The following is a 25939-nucleotide window of genomic DNA, read 5'->3' as shown; positions in this document are numbered from 1 at the left end:
GCGTGCGGTATTACATCGTGGTTTTTAAGGCGTTATTCGCCGTATGGCGTTCCAGCGCCAGCTCAATCAGGCGGCTGATCAAATCGGTATAGCCCAATCCGCTCGCCTGCCAGAGTTTTGGATACATACTGATATTGGTAAAACCTGGCAGCGTATTAATCTCGTTAATCACGACCTCATTGTCTGCCGTTAAGAAGACATCGACACGCGCCATACCCGCGCATCCCAGTGTCTGATAAGCCTGGATCGCGATTGCGCGGATCTTGTCATTCACCCCGGAAGGGATCTGCGCAGGCACGACAACTTGTGCGCCATTATCATCAATATACTTAGTATCGTAGGCGTAAAATTCGCTGTTCAGTACGATTTCGCCGCAGGTACTGGCCTGTGGGTTATCGTTACCTAATACGGCGCATTCGATCTCGCGCCCTTTGATCCCTTGCTCCACCACCACTTTATGATCGAATTCGAAAGCCAGCGCGACCGCCTGCTGATATTGCGCTTCGTTAGCGACTTTACTGACGCCGACCGAAGAGCCCTGATTGGCGGGCTTAACGAACAGCGGCAGTCCCAGACGGGATTCAACCTCGGCAAAACTAAACGCGTGACGATTCGTTCGGGTGAGTGTAATAAACGGGGCGATATTCAGTCCTGCATCGCGTAGCAGTCGTTTGGCGACGTCTTTATCCATGCAGGCTGCGGAGCTCAGCACGTCTGAACCGACAAACGGTAAGTTTGCGACGCGCAGCATCCCCTGCAATGAGCCGTCTTCGCCCAGCGTACCGTGGACGATAGGAAAAATAACATCTACCGTCGGTAGCGGCTGCCCGTTCTGGGCGTTAATCAATTGGTGTTGATGTTTGCCAGGCACCTGGGCCAGACTGATTGCCGAAGGACGTAGCGCGATATGTGCCGGATCGTCTGCATTCTGCAAATAATTTTCCGCATCGTTAACATGCCATTGTCCCGCCTTATCTATCCCTAACAGCACCACGTCGAAGCGGGTTTTATCGATCGCATCAACGATATTTTTCGCTGATTGCAAAGACACTTCATGTTCCGCCGACTTACCGCCAAATACTATTCCTACCCGCAATTTCGCCATCTTAAAAACCCATTCCATCGAATGCAAAGCGTATACATTACCACGACAAAACGCGGGTTTCGCGGGGTTCTGCCATAATGTTTATGGGATGTGAGAACGGAGGCCGCGTGAGAGGTAAGGGTTTTCTGATTATTGTGCTGTTGGGCGGCATTGGCGGGCTGGGATATCGTTATCTTCCCTCTTATTATAATCCTTTTGCTCCGCTACAACTTGCCGATCCGCCAGGCTGGATCACGACCTTCAAACTACAGCGCCTTACGCCGTCGCAGTGCCGGGAGCTGTTGACGGCGGCCAATCAACAGGGATTAATTTCATCACAACCTGTTGCGGATAGCGCTGGTGAATGTCCCTTGTCCCATGTTGTGCGCGTCAGAGATTTTGGCCAGGTCAAACTGAGCAGCAGTTTTTTAGCCTCCTGCCCGTTGGCGCTGCGCTCCGCGCTGTTTGTCGAACAGCAGGCAAAACCTTTAACAGAAACGTGGATGAAGCGCCGCCTGACCCGCATCGAACATCTGGGCAGCTATGCCTGCCGTAATATTTATCACCGCCCGGATGCGCGTCGCAGTGAACATGCCAGCGCAGAAGCGCTGGATGTCAGCGGGTTTCAGCTATCAGATGGCCGAAAAATCACTGTTCTGCGCGGCTGGGGGCGTCAGGAGACGGGGCCCTGGTTACGCGCTATGTTAAACGCCAGTTGCCATTATTATGGCAATGGGCTCGGGCCTGACTATAACGCTGCTCATGCTAACCATTTTCATCTTGGAATGCGGGGCTACGGCGTGTGTCGTTAAAGCATAAACGTCTGCCTTGCGCGGCTATATAATGTGATATGTTTCACAAAAATGATGAACGGGGAGACAAAATAGCAAAGTGTGACGTATCGCACCTCTGGAACCACCAGGAAAAAGAGAACTTGCTAAGCTAACGCGTATTTTCAGCTACTTACCGTTACGAGTCTTATGGAATCCTGGAAAGTTAATCTAATTTCCGTTTGGTTTGGATGTTTTTTTACCGGGCTGGCAATCAGCCAAATCCTGCCATTTTTACCCCTGTATATTTCCCAGCTTGGCGTCTCTTCCCATGAAGCGTTATCAATGTGGTCCGGGTTAACGTTTAGCATCACGTTTCTTATTTCCGCCATTGTGTCGCCGATGTGGGGCAGTCTCGCCGATCGCAAAGGGCGTAAACTGATGCTATTGCGCGCGTCGCTCGGGATGGCGATAGCTATTCTACTGCAGGCATTCGCGACCCATGTCTGGCAACTTTTCCTGCTGCGCGGAATCATGGGGTTAACGTCAGGTTATATCCCCAATGCTATGGCGCTGGTAGCCTCTCAGGTACCGCGCGAACGTAGCGGCTGGGCGCTCAGTACGCTTTCTACCGCGCAGATCAGCGGCGTTATCGGCGGGCCGTTAATGGGCGGCTTTGTCGCGGATCATATCGGGCTGCGGGCGGTATTTCTGATTACTGCCATGCTGTTGGTGGTGAGCTTTCTGGTCACGCTATTTTTAATTAAAGAAGGCGTGCGTCCGGTCATCAAGAAAAGCGAACGCCTGAGCGGTAAAGCCGTTTTTGCGTCGTTACCTTATCCTGCGCTGGTGATCAGTTTGTTTTTTACCACGATGGTCATTCAACTCTGTAATGGTTCCATCAGTCCAATCCTGGCGCTGTTTATCAAATCAATGATGCCGGACAGTAATAACATCGCCTTTCTTAGCGGGTTAATTGCCTCGGTGCCCGGTATCTCTGCGCTTATCTCCGCGCCTCGCCTGGGAAAACTTGGCGACAGAATCGGCACGGAAAGAATTCTGATGGCCACGCTTATCTGCGCAGTGCTGCTTTTCTTCGCGATGTCCTGGGTCACCACGCCGTTCCAGTTGGGGCTGTTGCGTTTCTTGTTGGGCTTTGCCGATGGCGCGATGTTACCCGCCGTACAAACGTTATTGGTGAAATACTCCAGCGATCAAATTACCGGACGTATTTTTGGCTACAACCAGTCATTTATGTACCTGGGCAACGTGGTTGGGCCGTTGATGGGCGCGACGGTATCGGCGATGGCCGGTTTCCGCTGGGTTTTTATCGCTACGGCGGCGATCGTGTTGATCAATATCGGGCAACTGACCCTGGCGTTACGTCGTCGGCGTAACGCGCAAAAAGCGAAAGGCCAATAGCGGTGCATCGTAACGGCGCTTCTGCCGTTACGATATGGTTTAAATTAAAAGATATATTCTTTATCCGTGAAGTTTTTCTATAGATGGCATAACCTTAAATTATGATATAGCGTGATTATTGTTTTTTGATGGTTTATTATCGTCTCGTTTTCGGTCTGAGAAACGTTTCGCTGCGGCGACAGTGATAATTATTTGTGTAAAGTTCTTCCTGTATCATAAAAATAGTACTTTCAGCCTCTAGGCAGTGGTTCTTCATAGTGATAACGTCACCCTGGAACTAATAAGGAAATATGGTCATGAAAAATCTCATAGCAGAGTTGTTGCTTAAGCTAGCCCAAAAAGAAGAAGAGTCGAAAGAACTGGTTGCTCAGGTAGAAGCGTTAGAGATTATCGTCACAGCAATGTTACGTAACATGGCGCAAAACGAGCAGGAGATGTTGATACGTCAGGTAGAGGGGGCACTTGAAGGCGTAAAGCCGGATGCCAGCGTTCCTGATCACGATACGGAATTGCTGCGCCAATATGTAAAAAAGTTGCTGAGACACCCCCGGCACTAATCGTATTTAAAACAACACAGTTGTTATAACGTTACTTTTATGAAATAACATAGCCGCTTCGTTTTTATTTTCTTCTGGGTAATACAGAGCAAAATAAAAACGAAGCGGCTATGGTAATAACAGTGTAACGTTATGCGCTGTTCTTCTGCATCCTGCCAGTGTAACTGTGGATAATCGAATTGCACATTAGCCTACGGTTTGTCAATCAATAAAACATCTATTGCTAACGGTAAGTAATACTTTTACAGCCGGGTGGTATTTTTGCCAGTAACAGCCAGACTTATATAAAGTCCCTGGGATATTTCCCAAAGGGACAACGTGTAATGTGTACACTGACAAAAGGATGGTGCTATGAAAATAACATTACTGGTGACTTTACTTTTTGGCCTGGTCTTTTTAACCGCCGTCGGCGCAACCGAAAAACCGTTAACACCGCAACAGCAGCGCATGACGACCTGTAATCAGCAGGCGACAGCGCAAGCGTTGAAAGGCGATGCACGTAAAACTTACCTTAGCGACTGTCTAAAAAACAGCCAGTCAGGCCCTGGAGAGAAAAGCCTGACGCCGCAACAGCAGAAAATGCGTGAATGCAATGTTCAGGCGACGGAACAATCCCTGAAAGGCGATGACCGTAGTAAGTTTATGAGCGCCTGCCTGAAAAAAGCGGCGTAGTGCTATCGGGTGAGCCCTGAAAAACACTCACCCGAAATTTCATACTCCCTCCATGCGCTCTGTTTCTATAATTTGGGAAAATTGTTTCTAAATGTTCCCAAAAATAATGAATGATGAAAATTTTTACCGAAAAGCGGTTGAGCAGGCGGTAGCGCCGCCTGACCCTTCTGATGATCGTCAGCGCTCCGGGTTGCGCTTCGCCCGGCGCATCAGGCTACCGCGTGCGGTGGGGTTAGGGGGGATGTTTTTACCGGTGGCCGCCGTGTTAGTGACGCAACCTGTCTTTGGCGGCTGGTGGTTATTACTGGTCGGCTGGTCTTTTGTCTGGCCACATCTGGCGTGGCAGTGGGCGGCGAAAGCCCTTGATCCGCTACGCCAGGAAATTTACAACCTGAAAGTGGATGCGATCCTCTCCGGCATGTGGATCGCGCTGATGGGCGTCAATATGTTGCCTGCCGCCGCGCTGTTTATGATGATGAGCATGAATCTGATGGGGGCTGGCGGGCGGCGGCTATTCACTGTCGGAATGGGCCTTTTGCTGGCGTCATGTCTGGTGACGTTGCAGCTTACCGGGCTACCTGTCGCGATGCGAAGCTCGTCGCTGGAAGTCACGCTCTCTTTGCCCGTCATTATGTTGTATCCGCTTCTGTTCGCCTGGGTAAGTTATCAAACGGCCATTAAATTAGCGGAACATAAGCGACGCTTGCAGGCGATGAGTTCGCGGGATGGCATGACCGGCGTCTATAACCGACGCCACTGGGAAATTTTATTACGTAATGAATTCGATCACAGCCGACGCCACCATCGGGAGGCGACATTGTTGATTATCGATATCGATCATTTTAAGAGCATTAACGACACCTGGGGACATGATGTTGGGGATGAGGCTATTATCGCCCTGACGCGTCAATTACAGATAACGCTACGCGGGAGTGATATTATCGGGCGCTTTGGCGGCGACGAATTTGCGGTGATTATGTGCGGAACGCCGGCAGACAGCGCGATTACCGCCATGTCGCGAGTGCATGAACGGCTAAATACCTTACGCTTGCCGGGCGCGCCGCAGGTCATGTTACGTATCAGCGTGGGCGTGGCGCCGTTAACGCCACAAATCGGTCATTATCGGGAATGGTTAAAGTCTGCGGATATGGCGCTTTACAAAGCAAAGAATGCCGGACGTAACCGCACCGAAGTGGCGGCATGACGTCCAGCCGGGCTTCAGGATTTACTGAGCGCCTCTGATTTTTCCATACACTTCGTCATCGCTTCTATTACCGCAGCGCGGAAGCCACGTTCTTCCAGAACGCGTACGGCTTCAATCGTCGTTCCGCCAGGCGAGCACACCATATCTTTCAGTTCGCCGGGATGCTTTCCGGTTTCGAGTACCATTTTCGCCGATCCCATGACGGCCTGCGCGGCGAATTTATAAGCCTGAGCGCGAGGCATACCGCCAAGAACTGCTGCGTCCGCCATCGCCTCGATAAACATAAAGACATAGGCCGGCGAAGATCCGCTCACGCCAACCACCGGATGGATCATCGGCTCAGCAATCACTTCCGCCTCGCCAAAGCAGCGGAAAATATTCAGCACATCAGCCGTATCTTCCGGTGTGACCAGCGCGTTGGGCGTGACGGAGGTCATTCCTGCGTTGACCAGCGACGGCGTATTCGGCATAGCGCGAATGATTTTACGGTCGTGTCCCAGCGCGCGCGCAAGCTGATCAAGCGTTACGCCTGCGGCGATAGAGACCACCAGCGAGTCTTTGTTCAGGCTGGAGGAGATTTCACTGAGCACTTTCACCATAATGCCCGGTTTTACCGCGCCGAAAACGATATCCGCGACCTGAGCGACCTCCTGCGCGCTTTGCGCCGCATTAATGCCGTACTGATCATGCAGGGCGGCGACTTTATCGGGGGAGGGGGTATAGACCCAGATCTGGCCGGGAAGTACCTGACCGCTGGCAATCAGTCCGCCAAGAATAGCCTTGCCCATATTACCGCAGCCAATAAAACCGATTTTCTTCTCCATCTCGTCACTCCCTATGTTTGTGTGTTATGGGGAATGGTTAGCTTAACGCGGATTGAAAACGGGCAGAAGGAGAAACAGCACTTTGATGAAAGGCAAAAGCGCGAGACAATAAAAGATTGTATACCGTACGGGAGACATTATGACCATCTGGGTGGATGCGGATGCGTGTCCGAATGTCATTAAAGAAATTTTGTACCGCGCCGCCGAGCGGATGCAGTTGCCGCTTATTCTGGTTGCCAATCAGGCCTTGCGCGTGCCGCCTTCGCGTTTTATCCGCACGCTCCGCGTGGCCGCCGGGTTTGACGTGGCGGACAATGAAATTGTGCGTCAATGCGAAGCGGGCGATCTGGTGATTACCGCGGATATTCCGCTGGCGGCTGAAGTGCTGGAAAAAGGCGCTGCGGCTCTTAATCCCCGGGGAGAACGCTATAGCGACGCCACGATTCGCGAACGTCTGACGATGCGTGACTTTATGGACACGCTACGCGCCAGCGGCGTACAAACGGGGGGGCCAAACACTCTCTCGCCGCGCGATCGTCAGCATTTTGCCGCCGAGCTGGATAAGTGGTGGCTGGAAAGCCAGCGTAAAAAATAAATCCTGTAATGAAAAATTTACAGTTTATTCATTTCTGATTCTTGCTATAGTACTAATATTGTGACTTTAGTACCTTTGTGTAAATTATTATTTACATTTATGCGTTGTACTAGTTAGATGATATGATTATAACATTGCTGATATCAAATCCTGCGTATGCGCAGTTCCTGGGGGAACGCCTGCTATGATGCAACCTCTTTATCTTGTTGGCCCGCGGGGCTGTGGGAAAACCACCATCGGTATGGCGCTGGCGCAGGCAACCGGTTTCCGGTTTGCGGATACCGACCGCTGGCTGCAATCGCACGTGCAGATGAGCGTCGCTGATATCGTTGAAAAAGAAGGCTGGGGAGGGTTCCGCGCCCGGGAAACCGCGGCCCTGGAGGCGGTAAGCGCGCCTTCGACTGTCGTGGCGACGGGAGGCGGTATTATTCTCACGGAGTATAACCGACGTTATATGCACCGTGTTGGCGTAGTGATTTATCTGTGCGCGCCGGTATCCACGCTGGTTAACCGGCTTGAGGCTGAACCTGAAGCGGATCTGCGCCCGACCCTCACCGGCAAGCCGTTGAGCGAAGAGGTTCGGGAAGTGCTTGAGCAGCGTGACGCGTTGTATCGCGAAACGGCGCATTACATTATTGACGCGACGAAAGCGCCGGCCCAGGTCGTTTCTGAAATTATTGCGGCGCTGCCGCCGTCGACGCAACGGTTACAGGGAGATGTCTATACTTAACGCTCACCCAGAATAAAGGAAACGCTATGCCAACCAGACCACCTTATCCGCGGGAAGCTTATATCGTCACCATTGAAAAATGCACGCCGGGCCAGACGGTGACGTGGTATCAGCTACGGGCTGACCATCCGAAACCTGATTCGCTCATCAGCGAGCATCCGACCGCAGAAGAAGCGATGGATGCGAAAAAACGTTACGAAGATCCGGATAAATCATAGACGCATGAACCACTCGGAAGGGATTCTGAGTACCCCTAAATTGTATCTCCATCACATTCTTGAAACATTTATACTGGCAACTAAAACCGTAAATTAAGCGATAACAATACAATATTGGAGTTATTTGGAATCTTTACACAATACGTTGCTCATCTGCTGCTACGCTTTCTGAGATTTGTAGGGCAGGTAGCGCGGTGAGCGTGTGAATATTTGCCCGGGAATTACGACGAAGTAATAAGGTGGAATAAAAATGAGTGCGTCGTTGGCAATCCTCACAATCGGCGTTGTGCCAATGAGCGAAGTGTTACCGCTTCTGACGGAATACATCGACGAACAACACATCACCCATCATAGCCTGCTGGGAAAAATGAGCCGGGAAGACGTTATGGCGGATTACGCTGTAGAGCCTGGCGACGATCCGCTTTTGACGTTGCTGAATGATAACCAGATAGCCCATGTTTCCCGCCAGAAAGTGGAGCGAGATTTACAGAGCGTTGTCGAGGTGCTGGATAACCAGGGTTATGATGTCATTATACTGATGAGCACCGCGGCGATTAAAAGTATGGCAGCCCGTAATTCTATTTTGCTTGAACCGCTGCGTATTATTCCACCGCTTGTCGCCTCTATTGTGGATGGACATCAGGTTGGCGTGATTGTGCCTGTTGCAGAACTTCTGGCGGCCCAGGAGAAAAAATGGCAGGTATTGCAAATGCCGCCGGTGTATTCGCTGGCGAATCCGGTTCACGGTTCTGAGCAACAGTTAATTGATGCCGGACAGGCGCTACTGGATCAAGGCGCGGACGTCATTATGCTGGATTGTCTGGGTTTTCATCAGCGTCATCGGGATATTTTACAGCAGGCGCTGGATGTGCCGGTTTTACTCTCTAATGTTTTGATTGCGCGGTTAGCTTCAGAACTGCTTGTCTAATTTTACGTGACAGGTCGAACGTCAGGACTCTATATTGGGTGTTAATTTAATAATGAGACGGGGCCTGATTATGCTACAAAGCAATGAATACTTTTCCGGAAAAGTGAAGTCTATTGGATTTACCAGCAGTAGCACCGGCCGGGCCAGCGTTGGTGTGATGGCGGAAGGGGAGTATACATTTGGCACCGCCGAACCCGAAGAGATGACGGTTGTGAGCGGCGCGTTGAAGGTACTGTTGCCGGGAACTGTCGAATGGAAAGTGTATACAGCCGGTGAGGTGTTTAACGTGCCTGGCCACAGTGAGTTTCATCTACAGGTTGCTGAGCCCACCTCGTATCTGTGCCGCTATTTGTAACGGTGAGTCCCCTCTCCGGCGGAGAGGGACCCTCTGGTTAGCGCTGCGCTTCGCCGCCTAATCCTTCCACCAGGCTTTGAATCAGCGCCGCCAGCTCGCCGGTCATCAGGATAAAGTCCGCGTCAAAACGTTGGGCAAAATCTTCCCGGTCGATATCTTCGTTCTGATCGCGCAGCTCATCGCAGAATTTCAGACGCTTAATGGAGCCGTCATCGCACATGACGAATTGAATGCGCTGCTGCCAGTCGAGCGCCAGCTTCGTGACCACTTTACCCGCTTCAATATGAACGGCGATCTCGTCGCTGACCAGATCCTGTTTTTTCGCGCGGATCACGCCGCCATCTTCCAGCATCGCTTTCAATTCGGCTTCGTCCAGCAACTGGAAACCCTGAGCGACCGTACCGGAGCGCACCCACTCTGTGAGCGTCAGCTCAATCGGATTTTCCAGCGCCAGCGGGACGACCGGCAGCGAGCCAAGACTTTTACGCAGTAGCGCCAAAGTATCTTCCGCTTTTTTCGCGCTGGCGCAGTCAACCATAATCAGGCCGTTAACGGTATCAATCCACATCATTGTCTGACTGAAGCGGCTAAACGCGCGCGGCAGCAACGAATGCAACACTTCATCCTTCAGGGAATCTTTTTCCGTCTTCTTCAGCTTGCGTCCCTGATCGGCTTCCAGTTTCTGGATTTTCGCCTCCAGTGCCTGTTTGATCACTGGCGATGGCAGGATTTTCTCTTCTTTGCGCGCGCAAATAATAATTTGGCCATTGGCGGTGTGCGTTAACGCATCGCTGTGAGAGCCCATCGGCGGAACCCAGCCCATTTTGGCCATATCCTGGCTACCGCATGGGGTAAACGTCATTGAGGCGAGCTGTTTCTCCATCTCTTCGGCGCGTAATGTGATATCGCGGCTAAGACGGTAAACCATTAAATTTTTGAACCACAGCATGATAATTTCCACGGCCTTGTCGTTAAATCCAGGCGGTATAGTAACGAATTGTCGGCAGGCTTGCATTGCCAATCAGAACGGTGAATTCTACCCTGTTGATATTCCCAAAAAATGAGGAGCGGTATGTGCGTATTGGTATCGATTTAGGCGGCACAAAAACGGAAGTCATTGCGCTTGATGATGCAGGAGAGCAGCGGTTTCGCCATCGTCTGCCTACGCCGCGGGAGGATTATCAGCAAACGATAGAAACCATCGCTACGCTGGTCGACATGGCGGAACAGGCGACCGGCCAGACCGGTAGCGTTGGCATTGGCATTCCCGGTTCTCTCTCGCCTTACACCGGCGTGGTAAAAAACGCTAACTCTACGTGGCTTAACGGCCAGCCGTTCGATAGCGATGTGAGCCGTCGTCTGAAGCGTGAAGTGCGGTTAGCCAACGATGCCAATTGCCTGGCGGTATCAGAGGCGGTAGATGGCGCGGCGGCGGGGGCGCAAACGGTATTTGCGGTGATTATCGGTACCGGGTGCGGCGCGGGCGTAGCGCTAAATGGCCGGGCGCACATCGGCGGCAACGGTACGGCAGGCGAATGGGGCCACAATCCGTTGCCGTGGATGGATGACGATGAGTTGCGTTACCGCGAAGAAATTCCCTGTTATTGCGGTAAACAAGGCTGTATCGAAACCTTTATTTCCGGTACGGGATTCGCCACGGATTACCAGCGTTTGAGCGGTAAAACGCTAAAAGGCGATGAGATTATTCGTCTGGTCGACGCGCAGGACGCCGTGGCGGAACTGGCGATAAGCCGTTATGAGCTGCGGCTGGCGAAAGCATTATCTCATGTCGTGAATATTCTGGATCCGGATGTCATTGTGCTGGGTGGCGGTATGAGCAATGTTGAGCGCCTGTACAAGACGGTTCCGTCGCTGATGAAATCGTTTGTTTTTGGCGGCGAGTGCGAGACGCCGGTACGTAAGGCGCGGCATGGCGATTCAAGCGGCGTGCGCGGCGCGGCCTGGCTGTGGCCGCTGGCGTAACGTTTCTAGCCGGATGACGTCATCCGGCAACCGGCGTGACCGATGGCTGCTTGTGTTTTAGACGTCCGTATACCAGCAACGACGACATGGCGGAAAACGAGAGCAGGGCGGCGGGAAGCGCTACGTAGTGGTACGCAAAACCTAGCGTCAGCATCAGCCCGCCGCACCAGGCGCCAATCGCGCTACCGAGATTAAACGCGATTTGTCCTCCCGCCGCGCCCAGCAGTTCGCCGCCTTTGGCGTTTTGCAGCAGCAGGATTTGCAGCGGCGCAGAGAGCGCAAACAGACCAGCACAGCAGATAAACGCGAAAGTCAGCGATGCCGTTTTGTATCCGCTGAAGAAAAAGAGCGCCATGAGAGAGAGCACGATAACGAGGTCAGTCACTACCGCGATGCGCAGCGGAGTATATCTGCCGGAGAGTTTGCCGCTTAACAGATTGCCTAACACCATCCCCAGCCCGACCAGCATCATAATAAACGTCATGCTCGTCTCCGAAAAACCGGAGATGTACATCATAAATGGCTTGATATAGCTGAACCAGGCAAAAACGCCCGCATTGCCGAACATCGTGGCGGCGAAAATGAGCCACGGCGCGGGGCTACGCAAGAAGTGAAACTGTTCGCGCAGGCTGCCTTGGGCTTTGTCACGGATATCCGGCACCCAGAAGAAAATTGCGGTGAGCACGGCGATGTTGAAAACCGCGATCAATAAAAAGGTGTAGCGCCAGCTAAATTCCTGGCTCAGGTAAGTGCCGAACGGAATGCCCACCAGATTCGCCACCGTCATCCCTGAAACCATACCCGCGACGGCGGCGGTGACTTTCCCGGGGCGGATAATCTTTGACAGGACAATGGCGCCGACGCCAAAAAAGGCGCCGTGCGGAAAGCCGGAAACCAGTCTGCCGACGGCGAGCATCAGATATGACGAGGAAAAGGTAAATATGGCATTGCCCATCACGCACAGTATGACCAGAAACAGCAGTATATGTTTAAGCGAAAAGCGGCTGGAAAAGAGCGCCATTACAGGAGCGCCCAGCACGACGCCGAAGGCGTAAAACGAGATCATATGCCCGGCGGCGGGAATCGTTATCCCGACATCGAGTGCCAGCTCCGTCAGCACGCCCATAATGCCAAACTCGGCCATCCCCAGTCCGAACGTACCCAGCGCCAAAGAAAAAATAACTTTTTTCATACCACCTGCCGAAAATGAAGACGCATGTCGCGCGCTGCGGCTATGAATTGTCACAGCCAATCAACGTATAGCTTGCGGATAAGCGCGAGGTAATACCATTCCTTATTCGTCTTTGTGTATTCATTATTATGCTATGTCATGACGGTATGCTGTGTGCAGGATGACATTCGCGTTACTCCACGGCAAACGCTTTGTCCAGTTTGCTATAACCAAGCCCATTGATTTTTTTCACTTTTATCTGCACAGGGATACGTTCTTTCATGGCTTCCACGTGGCTAATCACACCGATGGTCTTCCCGCTGGCATTCAGCGCGTCGAGCGCATCCAGCGCGGCGTCCAGCGTTTCGCTATCAAGCGTGCCGAAGCCTTCGTCGAGGAACAAAGAATCAATGCGCGTTTTATGGCTGACCAAATCTGATAACGCCAGCGCCAGCGCCAGGCTGACCAGGAAACTTTCGCCGCCTGATAACGTTCGCGTATCGCGCACGGCGTCGGCCTGCCAGGTATCGACAACCTCCAGTTCCAGCGCGTCGCTGGCTTTGCGCTGCAATAAATAGCGGCCATGCAGGCGGGTGAGCTGATGATTCGCCAGCCAGACCAGATTATCCAGCGTCAGTCCCTGGGCGAATTTGCGGAACTTATCACCTTCTTTAGAGCCGATCAGCGCATTGAGATAGCCCCAGTCTTCCACTTGCTGAGAGGTTTGCTTCATTTCCGCCATCAGCGCGCGTTGGCGCTGCCGATTATCTGCATCCTGTTTAATTTGCTGGCGGATTTCCCCCTGGCGTGTCGTGTTTTCGCGCAGTTGTTGCGCCAATTGCGTCAGCCGCTGCGCGAGCTGCTCCGCCGTACACGTTGGGTCCAGACCGGCGGGCGGCTGTTGCTGATGGTCAGCCAGCGCCTGCGCGGACTGCGCGCTTAACGCCTTCGCTTGTTGTAGCTGACTTTCCAGCGTTTGTTGTTGTTTTTCCAGACGGGTCACGGTCTCTTCATCCAGCAACGCCGCCAGGAACGTTGCCTGGCTGTCAAACGGGCTATTTTTTAACGCCGCATCAAAGTGCGCTATCGCCTCGGCGGCGCGCTGCTGTTCCTGCGTCGTCTGTTCCTGCAGGGTTTGCAACTGGCTTTGTAATGACACGCACTCATCATGCGCCTGCCGCCAGTTATCCAGCGGCACGTCGTCGTCGGAATCCGCGGTATCCGTTTGCGGTAGCGTTTCCAGCAACGGGGCAAGCCTGTCGATCTGCGTTTGCAAATCCGCGAACTCAGTCTGACGCTGTTGCCATATTTTCGCTTCGTCGGCGCGCTCATTCAGCCACGAAGCCTCGTCTTCTGGCGCAGGAAGGGAAAGCGTATACTGCGCCAAATCAGCCGTCAGCGACGCCTGACGCTGCGCAATCTGCGCGGTAAAGCGCGCTACCTGTTCAGTATGCGCCGCGATTTGCGTTTGTAGAGCATGACGCTGGCTGAGCTGATCCAACTGTTGCTCATGCTCTTCCGCGGCGGTCAGCCAGCCCGCGAGGTCTTCTTGCGGCTGGAGCTGAACGCCCAGCGTAGCGCACAGCGTTTGCCATTCCTCAGTAAGCGCTTGCTCCTCCTGCAACAACGACTGCGCCTCGCTTTCATCCCGCTGTAATTGTTGCGTTAAGGCATCTAACTGTCCTCGCAGCGCCGCGCCTTCTTCCGCCAGCGTTTTGACCTCTTTTTCCAGCGCGTCGCGGCGGGTTTGATTCGCGCTCAGTTCCAGCGCCTGATAGGCGGCGATGGCGGGGTGCGTCGTCGAGCCGCAAAGCGGACACGGCTGGCCGGACTGTAAGTGCGCCCGCTGGCTTTCCAGATCTTTGATGCGCGCCTCCTGCTCGCAAATAGTGCGAACGTCCGCAAGCTCCTGCGCTTTAGTCTTATAACTCAAACGCTTATCCGCCAGACGTTGGGTGTATTGCGCCTGCTCCTGATGATGACGCGCGATAGCTGCCTGTAGCTGCGCCTGACGCTTTTGTTTCGGGAGAATTTGCCCCTGAAGCGCGGCGAGACGATGGCGTAGCGGACGCTGCCGGGTATGCAATGCTCTGGCTTCCGCCAGCGCCTGTGGCGTGAGGTCGAGCGTGAGCGGCGGTAACGCATCACGCTGACGCGTATCGCTCAGCAACTGCTGTTGCCATTGGCTCAGTTGCGCCCGATCGTGGGATTGTTGTGTTAATAATGCTCGCCACCCCGCCAGTTCGCTGCGCCAGACGCGGATGCCGTCGTGTTCCGCCAGCCATGTCTTCAACCGCTGCCCTGTGGCGTTCAGTTGCGTGAATTGTCGATGCGCGCAGGCGCGGATACGCTGGCGCAGGCGATACGCGCTTTGTAAGCGAGCATTCACTTCATCACTGTGCTGGCGAACACGCTCAACGGCGCGGGTTTGTTCCTGAATGCGCTCCCAGTGCGGGCGCAACTGGCGAGCAGGTTGCGCCAGTGTCAACGCCGCGAGCTGCGGCTGCGCTTTTTCTCGCGCCTCTTGCGCCGCGTACAGCGCCTGCTGCCGGGCGTGTAATTCAGTGTGGAGCTCGTTTTTTCGGGTCAGCCAGTGAAGGTGCTGCTGCTGTACCTGCTGGTCGGCCAGCAGGCGTTTCTCTTCGTCAGTAAGCGCCTGCAAACTGGCTTCCAGTTGCTGTAACTGTTCGTCTGCCAATAGGGCGACGCCGCTGGCCTGCGCTTGTAACTTTTCCAGTTCGAGACGGGCTGATTTATGTTTTTCAAATACCTGTGCGGAGATCTGCCCGTAAATCTCAGTGCCGGTGAGCTCCTCCAGAAGCTCTGCGCGCTCTTTCGCTTTGGCGTTAAGAAAGGCGGCGAACTGCCCCTGTGATAACAACATCGAACGGGTGAAGCGCCCGTAGTCCAGCCCGGTCAACGTGGCGATCATCTCCAGTTTATCCTTTACCTTATCGGCAAAGATCTTTCCGTCTGAACACCGCGCCAGCTCCACGCGTGGGGCCTGGAGATTGCCGTCAGGCTGATTTCGGGCTCGGTTCTGGCTCCAGAACGCGCGCCAGGCTTCGCCTTTTACCTCGAACTCCACTTCGGCCAGACATTCCGCCGTATCGCGCGTCATCAAATCGTTTTGCGATTGCGATACCGTATTCAGGCGCGGCGTTTCGTGGTACAGCGCCAGGCAGATGGCGTCAAGCAAGGTGGTTTTTCCCGCGCCGGTCGGGCCGGTAATGGCGAATAACCCGTTACTGGCAAACGGTTCGGCGGTAAAGTCGACCTTCCATTCTCCTTTCAGCGAGTTCAGGTTTTTCAGACGCAAACTGAGAATTTTCATGCCTCGTGCTCCTCATTCAACGCGTAGAGCGTGCTGGAAAAGAGCTGATTCAGGCGCTCGCGCTGCGGGGTATCTAACGCTTCCAGCGCCAGACGCCGCGCAAAAACCTCTTCCACGCTAAGCTCGCTTAATGTTTCCCGCCGCTCGTTCGCCAGCGAGCGCTCACGCTGTTCGCGGCTACGGCGCACCAGTAATACCTCTACGGGGAGTGACTCCGTTAATGTCTGTATTCTGCGTTGGATATCGTGCAGATAATCATCGGTGGTGATTTCAATATCCAGCCAGACGGGGGGCGATTGCTCAACGCCGCGCCACTGCTCAAGCTGTTCGGTAATTGATGCCAGGTCGCCTTTTAAAACCGCCAACGGTTGAGTCACGGGGACAGCCAGACTTTCGGTACTTTGCCATTTTCCCTGGTCGAAGGTCACCAGATGCACGCATTTGCTTTTGCCGCACTCATCAAAGCTGAGGGCGATGGGCGAGCCGCAATAGCGGATATGCTCCGTGCCGCCGACACATTGCGCGCGGTGAATGTGTCCTAATGCGATATAATCCGCGGGGGGGAAATGCTGCGCCGGAAAGGCATCCAGCGTACCGATATAAATGTCGCGAACCGCATCGCTTTTGCTGGCGCCGACGGTGGTTAAATGTCCCGTCGCGATAACCGGCAGCTTTCGTTCGCCGCGTAGCTGGCACGCTTCCTGATGCTGCTGTTGATAATAATCGGCAATCGCATGAAGAAGTTGCTGCTGTTTCTCGCTGCCGGATAACCCCGCCTGACTGGTAATAATGTCGCGCGGGCGCAAAAAGGGAATGGGGCACAGTACGGCGCCCGGAGAACCGTCGCGACGATGAAGTAGCCGCGGCGCATAGCCCGCGCTGGCGATCACGGTTGTATTGAGAAACGCCAGAATGTCGCGCGACTCGTTTAGCGTGGCGACGGAATCATGATTACCGGCCAGCACCACCAGATGACAGCCCGTTTGCTGTAAATTAACGACGAAACGGTTATAAAGTTCTCGGGCATAGCTTGGCGGCGAACCGGTATCAAAAATATCGCCAGCGACAATAATGGCATCCACCTGATGGGCCTGCGCGGTCTCCAGCAGCCAGTCCAGAAAAGCCTGATGCTCCGCGGCGCGGCTTTTACTGTAGAAGTTTTGTCCCAGATGCCAGTCAGAGGTGTGGAGGATGCGCATAATTGTTCCATGCAAAAAAAGCGTGAACGGGATTATACACGTCATCCCCTCCATTTTTGGGCGCAATTTACCGCCGGTACACGGTAATGCACGGTTTCACTGGTGTCATAAATCATCAACATGCTGTCAATGCCGCCTTTTTTTTTCATAAATCTGTCATAAATCTGACGCATAATGGCGCGGCATTGATAACTAACGACTAACAGGGCAAATTATGGCGAGACGTATTCTGGTCGTAGAAGATGAGGCGCCGATCCGTGAAATGGTGTGCTTCGTGCTCGAACAAAATGGCTTTCAGCCCGTAGAAGCCGAAGATTATGACAGTGCGGTGAATAAACTTAATGAACCCTGGCCGGATCTCATCCTTCTTGACTGGATGTTGCCCGGCGGGTCAGGGTTACAGTTTATTAAACATCTCAAACGTGAAGCCATGACCCGGGATATTCCTGTGGTTATGCTGACCGCGAGAGGTGAGGAAGAAGATCGTGTGCGCGGGCTGGAAACCGGCGCTGACGATTACATTACCAAGCCGTTTTCCCCCAAGGAGTTGGTGGCGCGCATTAAAGCCGTTATGCGGCGCATCTCGCCGATGGCGGTCGAAGAGGTGATCGAGATGCAGGGACTGAGCCTTGATCCTGGCTCTCACCGCGTGATGACCGGCGACAGCCCGCTGGATATGGGGCCGACCGAATTTAAATTACTCCATTTCTTTATGACGCACCCGGAACGGGTTTACAGCCGCGAACAGCTACTCAATCATGTCTGGGGCACCAATGTGTACGTTGAAGACCGGACGGTCGACGTGCATATTCGCCGTTTGCGTAAGGCGCTGGAGCACAGCGGCCACGACCGGATGGTGCAAACGGTACGCGGGACAGGGTATCGTTTTTCGACCCGCTTTTAATGCCTTTTCCGCCAGTTGATCACAGGTTTCTGGCGGAGAAGGCTTTCCATTCTTGAGGGAGTATGACGCGTGCTGGAACGGCTGTCATGGAAAAGGCTGGTGCTGGAGCTGGTGCTCTGTTGCATCCCCGCGCTTATCCTTAGCGCTTTTTTTGGTTATCTGCCGTGGTTTTTACTGGCGGCGGTGACGGGACTGCTTGTCTGGCATTTCTGGAATTTGTTACGCCTCTCCTGGTGGCTTTGGGTCGACAGAAGTATGACGCCGCCGCCGGGGCGGGGAAGTTGGGAACCGCTGTTATACGGTTTACACCAGATGCAGTTGCGAAATAAGAAGCGTCGCCGCGAGCTGGGGAACCTGATTAAACGTTTTCGCAGTGGCGCGGAGTCGCTGCCTGATGCCGTGGTACTGACCACAGAAGAGGGCGGCATTTTTTGGTGTAACGGTTTGGCGCAACAGATACTGGGGCTACGCTGGCCGGATGACAACGGGCAGAATATTCTCAATCTACTGCGTTATCCGGAGTTTACCCAGTATTTAAAAACGCGTGATTTCACCCGTCCGCTTCATTTGGTGCTCAATACCGGGCGGCACCTGGAGATCCGCGTCATGCCTTATACCGATAAACAACTCCTGATGGTGGCGCGCGATGTGACGCAAATGCATCAGCTTGAAGGCGCCAGACGTAACTTTTTCGCCAACGTTAGCCATGAGTTGCGTACGCCCTTGACGGTATTGCAAGGCTATCTGGAAATGATGCAGGAACAGGCGCTGGAAGGGGCGACGCGAGAGAAAGCGCTGCATACGATGCGCGAGCAAACGTATCGTATGGAAGGGCTGGTAAAACAACTGCTTACGCTGTCTAAAATTGAGGCGGCTCCGGCGCTGTTATTAAATGAAAAAGTGGATGTACCGATGATGCTGCGGGTCGTGGAGCGTGAAGCGCAGACGCTCAGCCAGCAGAAACATACCTTTACGTTTGAGGTCGACGATAGTCTTAGCGTTCTGGGTAATGAAGAGCAGCTACGTAGCGCGATCTCAAACCTGGTGTATAACGCGGTAAACCATACGCCGGCGGGAACGCATATTACGGTGAGCTGGCGACGTGCCGCGCATGGCGCTGAGTTTTGCATTCAAGATAACGGTCCGGGGATTGCTGCCGAGCATATTCCTCGTCTGACCGAACGCTTCTACCGCGTCGATAAAGCGCGTTCGCGGCAAACGGGCGGCAGCGGCCTGGGATTGGCGATTGTGAAACATGCGTTGAATCACCATGAAAGCCGCCTTGAAATCGACAGTTCGCCTGGCAAAGGAACGCGATTTAGCTTTGTGCTGCCGGAACGTTTAATTGCCAAAAATAGCGATTAATTGCCTTTCGTAAGTATAACTTTCCATAAGCCAGCGGATGCTGGCTTATTTTCTTTGCAGTTAAGACGGGCTCGTTGAAACATTCAACGTTTGGTGATTTTTTGTTCGCATGATTAGCCATAACTTTTTCATGAGAATGGTGTTTTATTCTGGTTGTAAATTTCATATCGCTATATTCATCTGGTTTTTAGATCCCACCTTGCTTTAAAACGTTATAAGCGTTTAAATTGCGCTTCAGGTGCTGTCATTACGACTGCATTTGCGCGGTAAATCGAAAAACAATTCTTCGCCGCATCGGTCCGGGAGCTTTTCCCGCTGAAATTGATAAAAAACGCCGCTTTATAATCCTCCGGGAAAGGCAAAAATTTTAATGTTTACAACATCACCATCCACAGGCAGTAAGACTTTATGACCCATCAGTTAAAATCGCGCGATATCATCGCCCTGGGCTTTATGACATTTGCGCTGTTCGTTGGCGCAGGCAATATTATCTTTCCTCCTATGGTCGGTTTGCAGGCGGGTGAACACGTCTGGACAGCCGCTATTGGCTTTCTGATTACCGCCGTAGGGCTACCGGTTCTTACTGTTGTGGCGCTGGCGAAAGTCGGCGGCGGCGTAGACAGCCTCAGTACGCCGATTGGTAAAGTGGCGGGACTCCTGCTGGCGACCGTTTGCTATCTGGCCGTCGGGCCGTTATTTGCGACGCCGCGTACCGCGACGGTGTCGTTTGAGGTCGGTATCGCTCCGTTGACCGGCGATTCTGCAATGCCGTTGCTGATTTACAGCGTGGTCTATTTCGCTATTGTTATTCTGGTTTCCCTCTATCCGGGTAAGCTGCTGGATACGGTAGGGAATTTCCTGGCGCCGTTGAAAATTATTGCGCTGGTCATCCTTTCCGTCGCGGCTATCGTTTGGCCTGCCGGTCCAATCAGCAACGCCCTGGACGCTTATCAGAATGCGGCCTTTTCTAACGGATTTGTGAACGGCTATCTGACGATGGATACGCTGGGCGCGATGGTGTTTGGTATCGTTATTGTGAACGCGGCGCGTTCTCGCGGCGTGACCGAAGCGCGCCTGTTGACGCGTTACACGGTCTGGGCCGGCCTGATGGCGGGCGTGGGGCTGACGCTGCTTTACCTTGCCTTGTTCCGCTTAGGTTCTGATAGCGCGACGCTGGTCGATCAGTCAGCGAACGGCGCGGCGATTCTTCATGCCTACGTTCAGCATACCTTTGGCGGCGCGGGAAGCTTCCTGCTGGCGGCGCTGATCTTTATCGCGTGTCTGGTGACGGCGGTGGGGCTGACCTGCGCCTGCGCTGAGTTTTTCGCGCAGTATATTCCGCTGTCTTACCGCACGCTGGTCTTTATTCTCGGCGGCTTCTCTATGGTGGTGTCAAACCTCGGACTGAGCCATCTGATTCAAATTTCCATTCCGGTGCTGACGGCTATCTATCCGCCGTGTATCGCACTGGTTGTATTAAGTTTTACCCGCTCATGGTGGCATAATTCCACCCGCATCATCGCGCCGGCCATGTTTATCAGTCTGCTTTTTGGTATCCTTGACGGCATCAAAGCATCTGCCTTTGGCGATATGCTGCCAGCCTGGAGTCAGCGTTTGCCGCTGGCGGAACAGGGACTGGCGTGGTTGATGCCAACGGTGGTGATGGTGATCCTGGCGATTATCTGGGATCGCGCGGCGGGTCGGCAGGTGACCTCCAGCGCTCACTAAAATCGCTGACATATGTGTACACCACGGGGCTTAACGCCCCGTGGTTTTTTATTGTGTTGATAGGTCAGAAATTGATGGAAAGCAATAATAAGCTAAAGCGTGGGCTGAGCACCCGGCACATTCGCTTTATGGCATTAGGTTCGGCAATCGGCACCGGCCTGTTTTACGGCTCGGCGGACGCCATCAAAATGGCGGGGCCGAGCGTGCTGTTGGCCTATATTATTGGCGGGGTCGCGGCATATATCATTATGCGCGCATTGGGGGAAATGTCCGTTCACAACCCTGCCGCCAGCTCATTTTCGCGCTATGCGCAGGAAAACCTCGGCCCGCTTGCGGGCTACATTACCGGCTGGACCTACTGTTTTGAGATCCTGATCGTCGCCATTGCTGACGTGACCGCGTTCGGCATTTATATGGGGGTCTGGTTCCCCGCCGTGCCGCACTGGATTTGGGTGCTTAGCGTGGTGCTGATCATTTGCGCCATCAACCTGATGAGCGTCAAGGTGTTCGGCGAGCTGGAGTTTTGGTTCTCCTTCTTCAAAGTCGCCACCATTATTATCATGATTGTCGCGGGTATCGGCATCATTGTGTGGGGAATTGGCAACGGCGGGCAGCCGACCGGCATTCATAACCTGTGGAGCAACGGCGGTTTCTTCAGCAATGGCTGGCTGGGAATGATCATGTCGCTGCAAATGGTGATGTTCGCTTACGGCGGGATTGAGATTATCGGTATCACCGCCGGAGAAGCGAAAGACCCGGAGAAATCCATTCCGCGCGCCATTAACTCAGTACCGATGCGTATCCTGGTATTTTATGTCGGCACGCTGTTCGTCATTATGTCTATCTATCCGTGGAATCAGGTCGGCACAAACGGCAGCCCATTTGTGCTGACGTTCCAGCATATGGGGATTACCTTTGCCGCCAGCATTCTGAACTTTGTGGTATTGACCGCCTCGCTTTCCGCTATCAACTCCGATGTGTTTGGCGTAGGCCGTATGCTGCATGGTATGGCGGAGCAGGGGAGCGCGCCGAAAGTCTTTGCCAAAACGTCACGCCGTGGTATTCCGTGGGTCACTGTGCTGGTGATGACGATTGCGCTGCTGTTTGCGGTTTACCTGAACTACATCATGCCGGAAAACGTCTTCCTGGTGATTGCTTCGCTGGCGACGTTTGCGACGGTATGGGTATGGATTATGATCCTGCTGTCGCAAATCGCCTTCCGTCGTCGTTTACCGCCGGAAGAGGTAAAAGCGCTGAAATTTAAGGTGCCGGGCGGTGTCGTAACGACGATAACGGGTCTGATTTTCCTGGTCTTCATTATTGCGCTTATCGGCTACCATCCGGATACCCGCATCTCACTGTATGTGGGCTTCGCCTGGATAGTTCTGCTGTTGATTGGCTGGATATTTAAACGCCGTCGCGACCGTCAATTGGCGCAGGCGTAGTCGTTTTTCTCTGCCTTATCCGGTCTGTAGGCAACAGTAGGCCGGATAAGCGGAGCCGTTTCTCCTCCTGGAGTCTCCTCCCCTAATAAACCCCTGGATGATGAGTTATCCTTTAAATCTCTGTGGCAAGGTGGCCCCATTTTCAGTAGAGGGGATACGAGATGTTGAATGCCTGGCACTTACCGGTTGCCCCATTTGTGAAGCAACATAAAGATAAATTAACCATTACGCTGTGGCTGAGCGGAGAAAATCCGCCGTCTCGCGTGACGTTGCGCTCAGAATTCGATAATGAAGAAATCTCACTGGCGATGCGCAAACAGCGCCGCCAGCCGCAGCCGGGCGTGACGGCGTGGCGAGCGACGCTCAATATCGCGTTAGGGCAACCCCGTCGCCGTTACAGCTTTAAATTGCTTTGGCACGACCGCCAGCTTTGGTTTACGCCGCAGGGACTTAACCGCTTCCCACCGGCGCGTCTGGAACAATTTGCCGTTGATGTTCCGGATAGCGGCCCGCAGTGGGTCGCCGATCAAATTTTTTATCAGATCTTCCCGGATCGTTTTGCCCGCAGCCAGTCTCGTGAAGCCGGGCAGGATAAGGTGTATTACCACCATGCTGCCGGTCACGACATCGTGCGTAAAGAGTGGGATGAACCGCTCACTCCCCAGGCGGGCGGTTCCACCTTTTACGGCGGCTGTCTGAATGGCATTTGTGAGAAGCTGCCGTATCTGAAAAAACTGGGTGTCACAGCGCTATATCTGAATCCGGTATTTACCGCGCCGAGCGTCCATAAGTACGACACGGAAGATTATCGCCATGTCGATCCGCAATTTGGCGGCGATCGGGCGCTGCTACGCCTGCGGCGTGAAACGCAAGCACAGGGCATGAGGCTGGTGCTGGATGGCGTGTTTAACCATAGCGGCGACTCGCATGCGTGGTTTGACAGGCATAACCGCAGCACTGGCGGCGCGTGCCATCACCCGGACTCGCCGTGGCGTGACTGGTACTCCTTTTCACCACAAGGCGTGGCGCTGGACTGGCTGGGTTATCCGAGCCTGCCGAAACTCGATTATCAATCAGAAACGCTGGTGGATGAGATCTATCGCGGTGAGGACAGTATCGTTCGTCACTGGCTAAAGGCTCCGTGGAATATGGACGGCTGGCGGCTGGATGTCGTACATATGCTGGGCGAGGCGGGCGGGGCGCGTCATAATTTGCAGCACGTCGCCGGTATTACCCGGGCGGCAAAAGAGGCGCAGCCCGAAGCCTATATTGTGGGGGAACATTTCGGCGATGCGCGGCAGTGGCTACAGGCCGATGCGGAAGATGCCGCCATGAATTATCGCGGCTTCACCTTCCCGCTATGGGGATTTCTCGCCAATACTGATATCGCTTACGAACCACAGCATATTGATGCCCGGACCTGTATCGCGTGGATGGATAACTACCGCGCCGGGCTGTCACATCAGCAACAACTGCGCATGTTTAATCAACTCGACAGCCATGATACTGCGCGCTTTAAAACTCTGCTGGGTAAAGACGCGGCGCGCCTGCCGCTGGCGGTGGTCTGGCTGTTTACCTGGCCCGGCGTGCCATGTATTTATTACGGCGATGAAGTCGGCGTGGACGGCGCAAATGACCCCATGTGCCGCAAACCGTTCCCATGGGATGAACGCAAGCAGGACGGCAACTTGCTGGCGCTGTACCAGCGTATGGCGAAACTGCGCCAGAGCAGTCTGGCGCTGCGTCGTGGCGGATGCCAGGCGCTGTATGCCGAAGGTGACGTAGTGGTATTCGTGCGAGTTTATCAGCAGCAGCGGGCGCTGGTGGCTATTAACCGGGGCGAGGCCTGTGAAGTGGCGCTGGAAGCGTTGCCGTTGCTGAACGTGGCCGGATGGCAATGTAAAACGGGAAGCGGTGACATCCGTGAGGGAAGACTTAGTTTACCCGCGATTTCCGCGACGGTATGGATGAATCGTTGAGGCGAGGTGGTTCGTAACACCTTACGCATAAAAAAGGCTCGCATTCGCGAGCCTTTTATCAATGCACTGACTTACAGGCTGGAAATGTTCTCAGCCAGGTATTTAGCCACGCCGTCCGGAGAGGCGTTCATGCCTTCTTTGCCTTTTTCCCACTGCGCCGGGCAGACATCGCCGTGCTCTTCGTGGAACTGCAGAGCGTCGACCATACGCAGCATTTCGTCGATATTACGACCCAGCGGCAGATCGTTTACGACCTGGTGGCGAACAATACCGTTAGCGTCAATCAGGAAAGAGCCGCGCAGCGCAACGCCTTCGTCCGGGTGTTCGATACCGTAAGCTTTCTGAATTTCACGCTTCACGTCGGCGACCATTGCGTATTTCACCGGGCCAATGCCGCCTTTATCGACAGGGGTGTTACGCCATGCGTTGTGAACGAACTCAGAGTCGAAAGAAACGCCGACCACTTCAACGCCGCGCTTCTGGAATTCTTCATAACGTTTATCAAAGGCGATCAGCTCAGACGGGCAAACAAAAGTGAAGTCCATCGGCCAGAAGAACAGAACGGTCGTTTTACCATTGGTGTGCTGTTTGAAGTTGAATTTATCAACAATCTCACCGCTACCCAGTACCGCCGCAGCGGTGAAATCCGGGGCCTGACGAGTAACCAGTACCATAATAATTCTCCTGCAATATTAAGGGTTTTAGAACGCAACGCGGGCAGTATAGGGAGGGCGAAGCGACAAAACAATGCGGTCTTGACAATCAATGAGACAGCTTTTGCCTATCGATCGGGTCATTATAAATCGTAATGATGACCCCTTTATGACAGCGAACGATCTTTCTGCCAATGGCGGTTCTGACGCACGCCCTCGCTATCAGGCCGTCACAGCGCTTTGCGGGCGGCCTGTGCCATCATACGCGGATAAAAATGCCAGAAGCGCTCTTCTAACGCGTCGTAGTGCGCGTCCAGATCGTACCAGGAATCACGCAAGGCATCCAGCCGGGGACGGCGATTCGCCATGCCATTCAGCACGTTTTGAATGAAATCCATATCGCGATACCGCTCTAACCATTTTTCTGACCAAAGATAATCATTCAGGTTGACAAAGCGCGGCGGGGAGTTGGGCAGAATCGTCGCGACCTGCGCATGGGCGTAGCCGACAAACGCCTGAAGTGGAAAATCAGGGGAGATTTGCGTCCAGTGGCGCGATAAAAAATGATCCCACATGACGTCCAGCGTAATGGGCGCCACGCGCCGCGTTTCATGGCGGAACCACTCTCGCGCCTCACGAACTTCCGGCAGGTTGTCGGTCATGACGTCAATACGCCGATGCATATAAATACCCTCTACCACGTCAGGAGGATAATGCGTTGCCGGGTTACCGCGGACAAAATCGGCCAGAAGATTACCGGAAAGCGAGCTGTCGGCAAGGTGCGCCAGATGCAGGTGAGCAAGAAAATTCATTATTGAT

The 25939-nt window shown here is 53.7% G+C and carries 24 protein-coding genes; 16 read left to right on the top strand and 8 right to left on the bottom strand.

Annotation, left to right across the window (positions count from 1 at the left end; genetic code table 11):
- Positions 1–10: 10 nt before the first annotated feature.
- Positions 11–1105, bottom strand: coding sequence for a D-alanine--D-alanine ligase (gene ddlA / locus J4613_RS19285; RefSeq protein WP_020999994.1), 1095 nt, complete (start codon positions 1103–1105; stop codon positions 11–13).
- A 77-nt stretch (positions 1106–1182) separates the two neighbouring features.
- Between ddlA and J4613_RS19280 the strand changes: the two genes are divergently transcribed.
- The 5 genes from J4613_RS19280 (at position 1183) to adrA (ending at position 5709) form a co-directional block, all read left to right on the top strand.
- Complete coding sequence (locus tag J4613_RS19280; RefSeq protein WP_000480794.1) at positions 1183–1896, top strand: extensin family protein; 714 nt, start codon at positions 1183–1185, stop codon at positions 1894–1896.
- A gap of 168 nt (positions 1897–2064) precedes the next feature.
- The gene (locus tag J4613_RS19275) at positions 2065–3276 is read left to right on the top strand and encodes a multidrug efflux MFS transporter (protein WP_000446768.1); all 1212 of its coding nucleotides are present in this window, start codon (positions 2065–2067) and stop codon (positions 3274–3276) included.
- 296 nt (positions 3277–3572) lie between these two features.
- Positions 3573–3833: an anti-adapter protein IraP gene (iraP, locus tag J4613_RS19270; RefSeq protein ID WP_001518423.1), complete on the top strand. Its 261-nt coding sequence runs from the start codon at positions 3573–3575 to the stop codon at positions 3831–3833.
- Positions 3834–4184: 351 nt separating this feature from the next.
- On the top strand, positions 4185–4505 hold the full coding sequence (psiF, locus tag J4613_RS19265; RefSeq protein WP_000705166.1) for a phosphate starvation-inducible protein PsiF: 321 nt from the start codon (positions 4185–4187) through the stop codon (positions 4503–4505).
- A 91-nt stretch (positions 4506–4596) separates the two neighbouring features.
- On the top strand, positions 4597–5709 hold the full coding sequence (gene adrA / locus J4613_RS19260) for a diguanylate cyclase AdrA (RefSeq protein ID WP_063808892.1): 1113 nt from the start codon (positions 4597–4599) through the stop codon (positions 5707–5709).
- Positions 5710–5723: 14 nt separating this feature from the next.
- On the opposite strand, the gene proC is transcribed toward adrA, so the two are convergent.
- Positions 5724–6533: a pyrroline-5-carboxylate reductase gene (gene proC / locus J4613_RS19255; RefSeq protein WP_000412193.1), complete on the bottom strand. Its 810-nt coding sequence runs from the start codon at positions 6531–6533 to the stop codon at positions 5724–5726.
- Between the two features lie 139 nt (positions 6534–6672).
- On the opposite strand from proC, the gene J4613_RS19250 reads away from it, so the two are divergent.
- The 5 genes from J4613_RS19250 (at position 6673) to ppnP (ending at position 9359) form a co-directional block, all read left to right on the top strand.
- Complete coding sequence (locus J4613_RS19250) at positions 6673–7128, top strand: YaiI/YqxD family protein (RefSeq protein WP_000158137.1); 456 nt, start codon at positions 6673–6675, stop codon at positions 7126–7128.
- A 184-nt stretch (positions 7129–7312) separates the two neighbouring features.
- Positions 7313–7858: a shikimate kinase AroL gene (aroL, locus tag J4613_RS19245; protein ID WP_000983569.1), complete on the top strand. Its 546-nt coding sequence runs from the start codon at positions 7313–7315 to the stop codon at positions 7856–7858.
- Positions 7859–7884: 26 nt separating this feature from the next.
- Positions 7885–8076, top strand: coding sequence for a protein YaiA (yaiA, locus tag J4613_RS19240; RefSeq protein ID WP_111742432.1), 192 nt, complete (start codon positions 7885–7887; stop codon positions 8074–8076).
- Positions 8077–8326: 250 nt separating this feature from the next.
- Complete coding sequence (locus J4613_RS19235) at positions 8327–9004, top strand: AroM family protein (RefSeq protein WP_001276437.1); 678 nt, start codon at positions 8327–8329, stop codon at positions 9002–9004.
- Between the two features lie 70 nt (positions 9005–9074).
- Complete coding sequence (ppnP, locus tag J4613_RS19230) at positions 9075–9359, top strand: pyrimidine/purine nucleoside phosphorylase (RefSeq protein ID WP_000941953.1); 285 nt, start codon at positions 9075–9077, stop codon at positions 9357–9359.
- Between the two features lie 37 nt (positions 9360–9396).
- On the opposite strand, the gene rdgC is transcribed toward ppnP, so the two are convergent.
- Positions 9397–10308 (bottom strand): recombination-associated protein RdgC, encoded by a 912-nt coding sequence (gene rdgC, locus J4613_RS19225; RefSeq protein WP_000964305.1) that lies wholly within the window; start codon positions 10306–10308, stop codon positions 9397–9399.
- Positions 10309–10433: 125 nt separating this feature from the next.
- On the opposite strand from rdgC, the gene mak reads away from it, so the two are divergent.
- Complete coding sequence (gene mak, locus J4613_RS19220) at positions 10434–11342, top strand: fructokinase (protein ID WP_001219273.1); 909 nt, start codon at positions 10434–10436, stop codon at positions 11340–11342.
- A 19-nt stretch (positions 11343–11361) separates the two neighbouring features.
- Here mak and araJ read toward each other — a convergent pair whose 3' ends face one another.
- From araJ to sbcD, 3 genes are all read right to left on the bottom strand, one after another.
- Positions 11362–12534, bottom strand: a complete 1173-nt coding sequence (gene araJ, locus J4613_RS19215) for an MFS transporter AraJ (RefSeq protein WP_023237152.1) — start codon at positions 12532–12534, stop codon at positions 11362–11364.
- Positions 12535–12706: 172 nt separating this feature from the next.
- Complete coding sequence (gene sbcC / locus J4613_RS19210; RefSeq protein WP_063916554.1) at positions 12707–15847, bottom strand: exonuclease subunit SbcC; 3141 nt, start codon at positions 15845–15847, stop codon at positions 12707–12709.
- On the bottom strand, positions 15844–17046 hold the full coding sequence (sbcD, locus tag J4613_RS19205) for an exonuclease subunit SbcD (protein WP_001221254.1): 1203 nt from the start codon (positions 17044–17046) through the stop codon (positions 15844–15846). The genes sbcC and sbcD overlap by 4 nt, the downstream gene beginning before the upstream one ends.
- A 214-nt stretch (positions 17047–17260) precedes the next feature.
- On the opposite strand from sbcD, the gene phoB reads away from it, so the two are divergent.
- From phoB to malZ, 5 genes are all read left to right on the top strand, one after another.
- The gene (gene phoB / locus J4613_RS19200; RefSeq protein WP_000113921.1) at positions 17261–17950 is read left to right on the top strand and encodes a phosphate response regulator transcription factor PhoB; all 690 of its coding nucleotides are present in this window, start codon (positions 17261–17263) and stop codon (positions 17948–17950) included.
- Between the two features lie 69 nt (positions 17951–18019).
- Entirely contained in the window at positions 18020–19315 is a 1296-nt protein-coding gene (phoR, locus tag J4613_RS19195; RefSeq protein ID WP_000893642.1) for a phosphate regulon sensor histidine kinase PhoR, read from the top strand.
- A 408-nt stretch (positions 19316–19723) separates the two neighbouring features.
- Positions 19724–21043, top strand: coding sequence for a branched-chain amino acid transporter carrier protein BrnQ (gene brnQ / locus J4613_RS19190; protein ID WP_000149625.1), 1320 nt, complete (start codon positions 19724–19726; stop codon positions 21041–21043).
- A gap of 74 nt (positions 21044–21117) precedes the next feature.
- Positions 21118–22488 (top strand): proline-specific permease ProY, encoded by a 1371-nt coding sequence (proY, locus tag J4613_RS19185; protein ID WP_052932490.1) that lies wholly within the window; start codon positions 21118–21120, stop codon positions 22486–22488.
- A 161-nt stretch (positions 22489–22649) separates the two neighbouring features.
- Entirely contained in the window at positions 22650–24467 is a 1818-nt protein-coding gene (gene malZ / locus J4613_RS19180; protein ID WP_000930697.1) for a maltodextrin glucosidase, read from the top strand.
- Positions 24468–24538: 71 nt separating this feature from the next.
- Here the strand turns inward: malZ and J4613_RS19175 are convergent, their stop codons facing one another.
- Together J4613_RS19175 and acpH are read right to left on the bottom strand one after the other, a co-directional pair.
- Positions 24539–25141 carry a peroxiredoxin gene (locus tag J4613_RS19175; protein WP_000244731.1) on the bottom strand — a complete coding sequence of 201 codons (603 nt, stop codon included), beginning with the start codon at positions 25139–25141 and terminating at the stop codon, positions 24539–24541.
- A gap of 209 nt (positions 25142–25350) precedes the next feature.
- Positions 25351–25932, bottom strand: coding sequence for an ACP phosphodiesterase (gene acpH / locus J4613_RS19170; RefSeq protein WP_001009859.1), 582 nt, complete (start codon positions 25930–25932; stop codon positions 25351–25353).
- Between the last annotated feature and the right edge of the window lie 7 nt (positions 25933–25939).

This window comes from Salmonella sp. 32020114201800008SM (genome assembly GCF_017572025.1).
Classification (GTDB): Bacteria; Pseudomonadota; Gammaproteobacteria; order Enterobacterales; family Enterobacteriaceae; genus Salmonella; species Salmonella enterica.
Note: the sequence above shows the minus strand (reverse complement) of the source record. Positions and strands in the feature narration are given on the sequence as shown.

What these genes read in the sequence shown, in the direction of transcription:
- ddlA (WP_020999994.1), bottom strand. Translation starts at nt 1,105, where the DNA reads ATGGCGAAATTGCGGGTAGGAATAGTATTTGGCGGTAAGTCGGCGGAA.
- J4613_RS19280 (WP_000480794.1), top strand. Translation starts at nt 1,183, where the DNA reads ATGTTTATGGGATGTGAGAACGGAGGCCGCGTGAGAGGTAAGGGTTTT.
- J4613_RS19275 (WP_000446768.1), top strand. Translation starts at nt 2,065, where the DNA reads ATGGAATCCTGGAAAGTTAATCTAATTTCCGTTTGGTTTGGATGTTTT.
- iraP (WP_001518423.1), top strand. Translation starts at nt 3,573, where the DNA reads ATGAAAAATCTCATAGCAGAGTTGTTGCTTAAGCTAGCCCAAAAAGAA.
- psiF (WP_000705166.1), top strand. Translation starts at nt 4,185, where the DNA reads ATGAAAATAACATTACTGGTGACTTTACTTTTTGGCCTGGTCTTTTTA.
- adrA (WP_063808892.1), top strand. Translation starts at nt 4,597, where the DNA reads ATGTTCCCAAAAATAATGAATGATGAAAATTTTTACCGAAAAGCGGTT.
- proC (WP_000412193.1), bottom strand. Translation starts at nt 6,533, where the DNA reads ATGGAGAAGAAAATCGGTTTTATTGGCTGCGGTAATATGGGCAAGGCT.
- J4613_RS19250 (WP_000158137.1), top strand. Translation starts at nt 6,673, where the DNA reads ATGACCATCTGGGTGGATGCGGATGCGTGTCCGAATGTCATTAAAGAA.
- aroL (WP_000983569.1), top strand. Translation starts at nt 7,313, where the DNA reads ATGATGCAACCTCTTTATCTTGTTGGCCCGCGGGGCTGTGGGAAAACC.
- yaiA (WP_111742432.1), top strand. Translation starts at nt 7,885, where the DNA reads ATGCCAACCAGACCACCTTATCCGCGGGAAGCTTATATCGTCACCATT.
- J4613_RS19235 (WP_001276437.1), top strand. Translation starts at nt 8,327, where the DNA reads ATGAGTGCGTCGTTGGCAATCCTCACAATCGGCGTTGTGCCAATGAGC.
- ppnP (WP_000941953.1), top strand. Translation starts at nt 9,075, where the DNA reads ATGCTACAAAGCAATGAATACTTTTCCGGAAAAGTGAAGTCTATTGGA.
- rdgC (WP_000964305.1), bottom strand. Translation starts at nt 10,308, where the DNA reads ATGCTGTGGTTCAAAAATTTAATGGTTTACCGTCTTAGCCGCGATATC.
- araJ (WP_023237152.1), bottom strand. Translation starts at nt 12,534, where the DNA reads ATGAAAAAAGTTATTTTTTCTTTGGCGCTGGGTACGTTCGGACTGGGG.
- sbcC (WP_063916554.1), bottom strand. Translation starts at nt 15,847, where the DNA reads ATGAAAATTCTCAGTTTGCGTCTGAAAAACCTGAACTCGCTGAAAGGA.
- sbcD (WP_001221254.1), bottom strand. Translation starts at nt 17,046, where the DNA reads ATGCGCATCCTCCACACCTCTGACTGGCATCTGGGACAAAACTTCTAC.
- phoB (WP_000113921.1), top strand. Translation starts at nt 17,261, where the DNA reads ATGGCGAGACGTATTCTGGTCGTAGAAGATGAGGCGCCGATCCGTGAA.
- brnQ (WP_000149625.1), top strand. Translation starts at nt 19,724, where the DNA reads ATGACCCATCAGTTAAAATCGCGCGATATCATCGCCCTGGGCTTTATG.
- proY (WP_052932490.1), top strand. Translation starts at nt 21,118, where the DNA reads ATGGAAAGCAATAATAAGCTAAAGCGTGGGCTGAGCACCCGGCACATT.
- malZ (WP_000930697.1), top strand. Translation starts at nt 22,650, where the DNA reads ATGTTGAATGCCTGGCACTTACCGGTTGCCCCATTTGTGAAGCAACAT.
- J4613_RS19175 (WP_000244731.1), bottom strand. Translation starts at nt 25,141, where the DNA reads ATGGTACTGGTTACTCGTCAGGCCCCGGATTTCACCGCTGCGGCGGTA.
- acpH (WP_001009859.1), bottom strand. Translation starts at nt 25,932, where the DNA reads ATGAATTTTCTTGCTCACCTGCATCTGGCGCACCTTGCCGACAGCTCG.